The organism is Acetatifactor sp., assembly GCF_982438285.1.
On sequence record NZ_CEWDFQ010000231.1, the window covers coordinates 1 to 4,919 of the forward strand.

At 47.3% G+C, this 4,919-nt stretch carries 6 protein-coding genes; all 6 read right to left on the bottom strand.

What is annotated here, in order from left to right:
* Window positions 1–1,276 (bottom strand): aminotransferase class I/II-fold pyridoxal phosphate-dependent enzyme (locus tag AC1WIP_RS11165; RefSeq protein ID WP_481141902.1); only part of this gene is annotated, 1,276 nt, incomplete at its 3' end.
* Window positions 1,277–1,336: 60 nt separating this feature from the next.
* Window positions 1,337–1,927 (bottom strand): HD domain-containing protein, encoded by a 591-nt coding sequence (locus AC1WIP_RS11170; RefSeq protein WP_481141897.1) that lies wholly within the window; start codon window positions 1,925–1,927, stop codon window positions 1,337–1,339.
* A gap of 54 nt (window positions 1,928–1,981) precedes the next feature.
* Entirely contained in the window at window positions 1,982–2,437 is a 456-nt protein-coding gene (locus AC1WIP_RS11175; RefSeq protein WP_481141898.1) for a L,D-transpeptidase, read from the bottom strand.
* 18 nt (window positions 2,438–2,455) lie between these two features.
* Complete coding sequence (locus AC1WIP_RS11180; RefSeq protein ID WP_481141899.1) at window positions 2,456–3,538, bottom strand: peptidoglycan binding domain-containing protein; 1,083 nt, start codon at window positions 3,536–3,538, stop codon at window positions 2,456–2,458.
* 121 nt (window positions 3,539–3,659) lie between these two features.
* The gene (locus tag AC1WIP_RS11185) at window positions 3,660–3,980 is read right to left on the bottom strand and encodes a branched-chain amino acid transporter permease (protein ID WP_481141900.1); all 321 of its coding nucleotides are present in this window, start codon (window positions 3,978–3,980) and stop codon (window positions 3,660–3,662) included.
* A complete protein-coding gene (locus AC1WIP_RS11190) occupies window positions 3,965–4,657 on the bottom strand; it encodes an AzlC family ABC transporter permease (protein ID WP_481141901.1) in 693 nt (230 codons plus the stop codon). The genes AC1WIP_RS11185 and AC1WIP_RS11190 overlap by 16 nt, the downstream gene beginning before the upstream one ends.
* Window positions 4,658–4,919 lie beyond the last annotated feature (262 nt).

Below are 4,919 nucleotides of genomic sequence, written 5' to 3' on the forward strand. Positions count from 1 at the left end.
CAAGTATAGGAATCCCTGGTGGAAACAGATTGATAAACTCTGCCGCTGCTTTTCCCCGGGACGCTTCTAAAGGAATCAGCTTCGCCTTCATGTCCCACGCCCTGGTCAGGGGAATCACCCCGCCGCTGTTTTCCGGCAGGCCGCTCTCCCCCGGCGGTCTATACTCTGCCGATGAGCCATACTCCTCCGGCGGCCTAGTCTCTTCCGGCCCATACGCTGCCGCCAGCTGGCTGTCTATCTCAAGTAACGCCGCCGTCATACGCTCATAGGCTTCTGCTGGGTCCGCCGCCGTAAACATGGCCAGACAATAATTTCCTTCCGCCATTTCAAGCTGCAAATTATATTTTTGTATCAGAATATCATATAAATCCTGTCCCGACAATTCTGTTTTCCTGGTTGAGATAACCAGCTTTCCTATATCCTGTCTGCCATCCCCTTTTGCAGATATCCACTGCAGACATCTGCACTGGGAAAGCCTTTCCTCCATTTGAAAATATTGACGTGCAAATTTCCTGAAAAGCTCTCTGCCTTCCCGTTCCACAATTTCCAGGGCGTCGTCTATGCCCGCCAGCAGTACATAGGATGGGCTGCTGGACTGGTAAATATGCAGAAATCTTCTGAGCTTATCCCTGTCTATTCTGCTTCCATTTACATGAAGAAGCGCCGACTGCGTCAGAGCAGGCAGTGTTTTATGTACGCTGTGAATCACAAGATCAGCCCCACAGCTGCAGCTGTTGGGGGCAAAATACTCCGAAAATCCCAGATGCGCGCCGTGAGCCTCATCCACAATCAAGGGAATTCCTCTCTTGTGAACAATTTCCGCGATTGTTTTCACATCCGCTATTCTGCCTTCATATGTGGGCGACACCAAAAGCACCGCTGATACCTGGGAATTCCGCTCCAGCCCTTCTTCTACCTGTCTAGGGCTCACTGCGTCATAGATGTCATATCCAGGAAGCAGGCTGGGATACAGGTAAGAAATTTTCAGGTTTCGCAGATACGCCGCGTGATAAGCAGACTTATGACAATTACGCGCCATAAGAATATGACCGCCTTGCGGGACTGCAGCGCTGACGGCGCTTAATATACCACAGGTGCTCCCATTGACCAGATAAAAGCTTTCCTCCGCCCCATACAACACTGCCGCCCTCTCCTGCAGCGTTTTCAGAATTCCTCTTGGATCATGAAGATTATCAAAGTCGCCTATTTCCGTTATATCTATCTTCACGATTTCCCCTGGCAGGTCTCCCATCTGGCGCCTCTTGTGCCCTGGCATGTGATAGGGGTAATTCCCGTTTTTTCCATATTCCTCTAATTTCCGATATAATTGTCCCAATTATCCGCCGCTCTCTTCCTGACAGTCTTTCCCTGGTCCTTGCAGAATTTCCAAAGCTGCGCCATGGCCTCTGTGCAGACCAAAGGTTTCCAGCAGGGAACACCATTTGTCCGCCGCCGTCACAATCCACGCTTCGCGGCACATGGGAGGCACCACTGTGAGCGGCCACATATGCTTCTTGATAATATCCTTTTCCCTGGGTGTTAAGGAATACTCCCTTGACGCATTGGCAAGGGCCCGCCCCGGATGGTAAAACCCGTGTAGTCTGTGAGGATTTTGAGAATCCTTTTTATGCCAATCATATAAAAAATAGTCGTGCAGCAAAGCTCCCCGAATCATTTCTTCCTGTCTGCAGGCAATCCCAAGCCGCTCACTAATGGCAATGCTGTATCTTGCAACATTCACGCTATGTGCATTCACCGTCATATTTCCATGCTGAATATACCGCTTGGTGGAATTAAAATTGGGGGATCTTAAAATATCTCCAGCCGCAGCCCTAAGCTGTCTGTGCAGCTTTCTGTGGCGTTCAAAATGTCTTTTCCATGCCTCTGCTCTTTTTTGGGAACGCCGCCCCAAAAATCTCTCCGCCATTGCATTCCTCCTTCCTGCTTTCTGGTTACACAAATGCGCTCCCACATAAAGGACTTAATAATAATAGCATATCACAGGAAACCCTGTAGATACATACTCATAAATTTGTGCCGCCTTGTCCAATGGAAGGTTGACACAGCCATGGGAACCGTTTGTGATATAAATGCTTCCCCCGAAGCTGCTGCGCCAGGTGGCATCGTGCATACCGATATTTCCGTTAAATGGCATCCAGTAATTAACAGGAGTTTCATAATCCTCGCCCCGCAGCACAGCGTTTCGCGTTTTATAAGTGAGGCCAAACACGCCCGGAGGAGTCATCCTGCCGCTTCTTGTCATGTCACCAGATACAAAGTCCGATTCCAAAACAATTTCGCCTTCCCAAAACAAGTACAAATGCTGATTGGACAAATCAATTTCCACATAGGAATCCCCAATATCATCGCTCCCCTTGTTCGCCCCCCTGCTGGTATACAAAGGCTCTTTCTCCAGCACACTTCCCTGATAAATCACCTGAATCAGCTCCTGACTTTACCCCTCTCTGTCCGTCCTCCAGCCATATCCGCCGCTTGGCAGCGTCAGCTCCGTCCCCAAGGCCGTTGTAAATTTTCTGTTTTTGCCATAAGTGTCCAATTCTCTTGCGGTGTCAGCAACAACCTCCTTCACCGCCTCTTCATCCAGCACAGGCTCTTCCCCATCCAAGGATATCCACTCATGAATCTGCTCCCCGTCCACAACAATCTGAGTACCATTCCAATCATAGGTAATGCAGGTGCTTACCCATGTGTTCATTGTACTGCAGGCTTCCGTAAGCTGCGCATCCTCTGCTTTCACCGAAGCCTCCACATAACAGCCCGTCTCCTCTAATGAAACAGCATTTTCCCCAGCCGCAACAGCCTCCGAAATGCTTTTTACAGCAGCGGCAGAATCAAACAGTGTGCCTGCTGTTTCCGGTATAATTTCATAGCCCTTCTCAGAATATTCACTGATATACGCATCCTGGGGCGCTGTCATGTTCTTCTCCTGAAATGCCTCCCAGCCCTTTAGCGTTTCCTCTAAAAGCTCCTCCTCAAAGGTATAGCTTCCGGCCAAATCATGGCGGTACGCTTTTCCTCCCAGCACCGCCTGTATCCAAAGCAAGGAATTCTGCTGGGTTAAGAGCGTCTGTAAGGCTTCCTCGGTGCCCTGTGACGTAAACCCAATATCCTGAGCTTCAATTACGCCTAAAACCTCCTGCTGGCCTTCCGTTTTGCTCCTTCCGGCCACCTCCAATGCGTAGCTTTGCGCCTGCCCGTCCAACAGTAAAGCAGCCTGGGCCGCATCTAAATTACTGCAGTTTATCTGGTTAATATACGTATTTGGCAAAAAATGCGACTGATAATATATGGCAGTTCCCCCATATGCCAGAAAAAGCAATGCAAGCAAAACGCTGACCGCAAAAGCAGCTATGCGTCGTCTTTTTTTCTTTTTCTTTCCGGATGCCTTTCCTGTTTGTTTTTGTGCCTCTGCGTTCTGCTGCAATGTTTCCGTTTTCTGCTGGAGCGCTTCCTCTTCCTGCGTCCGTGCCGTGCTTTTCTGCGCCTGCTTTTGATTCTCTATTTTTGTCTGGCTCATGACGATTCTCCCATACATCCCGCGTATGTAAAATTATTATATTGAAATTCAATTCATTATACCATTTTATAAGGAAAAAAAATAGCACTAAAAGGCTAAAAATCAACCTTTTGTGCTACTCTCAAAATACTGCCTGAACCAGTATCATATAAAAAACCGTTCCAGCTCCAATACTCAGCAGAGTATTCTTTTTCCACAGATGAAGGACAGCCACCAACGCAACAGCCAAAAATTCAGGCAAACCTCTGCTTCCCTCCAGCAAATTGATGTTTTTCAGACAGTAAACAACAAGAATTGCCATAATGGCAGGAGGCAGCACCTTTCCCAGGTACTGCACCGTTGACGGCACTTCCTTTTTTCCTCCCAATATCCAGAAGGGCAAGGCCCTGATCAGCACTGTGCAAAGCGCAACTACACCGATAATTGCTAATGAATGTTCCATTTTTTCCTGACTCCCAATAATATTATCGCCGTCAAGGTCAATGCTGGCAGCAAAAAACTTTCCGCTCCCAGCAAAATCAGGCAGATAACTCCAATCATGCCCCCTATGATCGCCGGTCTATGTTCCTTGCTGTCCATCCATTGATTTAATACAATGACTACAAACAAAGCTGTCATGGAAAAATCAACACCGGTAGTATCAAAGGTGATCAGCTGACCGATAACAGCTCCCAGCACCGATCCTGTTATCCAATATAATTGATCAAACAAGGCAATAAAAAAGGAAATGTTTTTTTCGTCCAGTCCCTGAGGTGTTTTCAATCCACATAACACAGAATAAGTTTCATCCGTCAGGGAAAACACCATATAAGGGTACTTTTTCCCCATGCCTCGAAACTTTTCAATAAAGGAAAGTCCATAAAATATATGCCGTCCATTTACAAACACTGTCATGGCAGCCGCATAGAGCAGGCTGGCTCCGCTGGTAAGCAGCGTTACCAAGACAAACTGCATGCTGCCTGCATAAATAACTACACTGCAAAAAAATGCCCACCAAAAGTTATATCCTGCATTCTGCAGCATCAGGCCAAAGGCAATCCCTAAAAACAAATAGCCCAACATAACTGGCACTGACTGTGCAAACGCAAACCGTATTTCTTTCAACCGCTTATTTTTCATCGTCTGCTTATTCCATATGGAATTGTATTCCATTTATACCTTTACATGAAAAAAAAGCACTTTCATGCTTTTTTCTTTTTTCCCTGATTAATGAGGCATCGGGGATTCTGAACCCACGGGGTTCGAATCATTTTCTTCCCTGGTTAATGAGGCATCGGGGATTCTGAACCCACGGGGTTCGAATCATTTTCTTCCTTGGTTAATGAGGCATCGGGGATTCGAACCCCGGACAACTTGATTAAAAGTCAAGTGCTCTACCGAC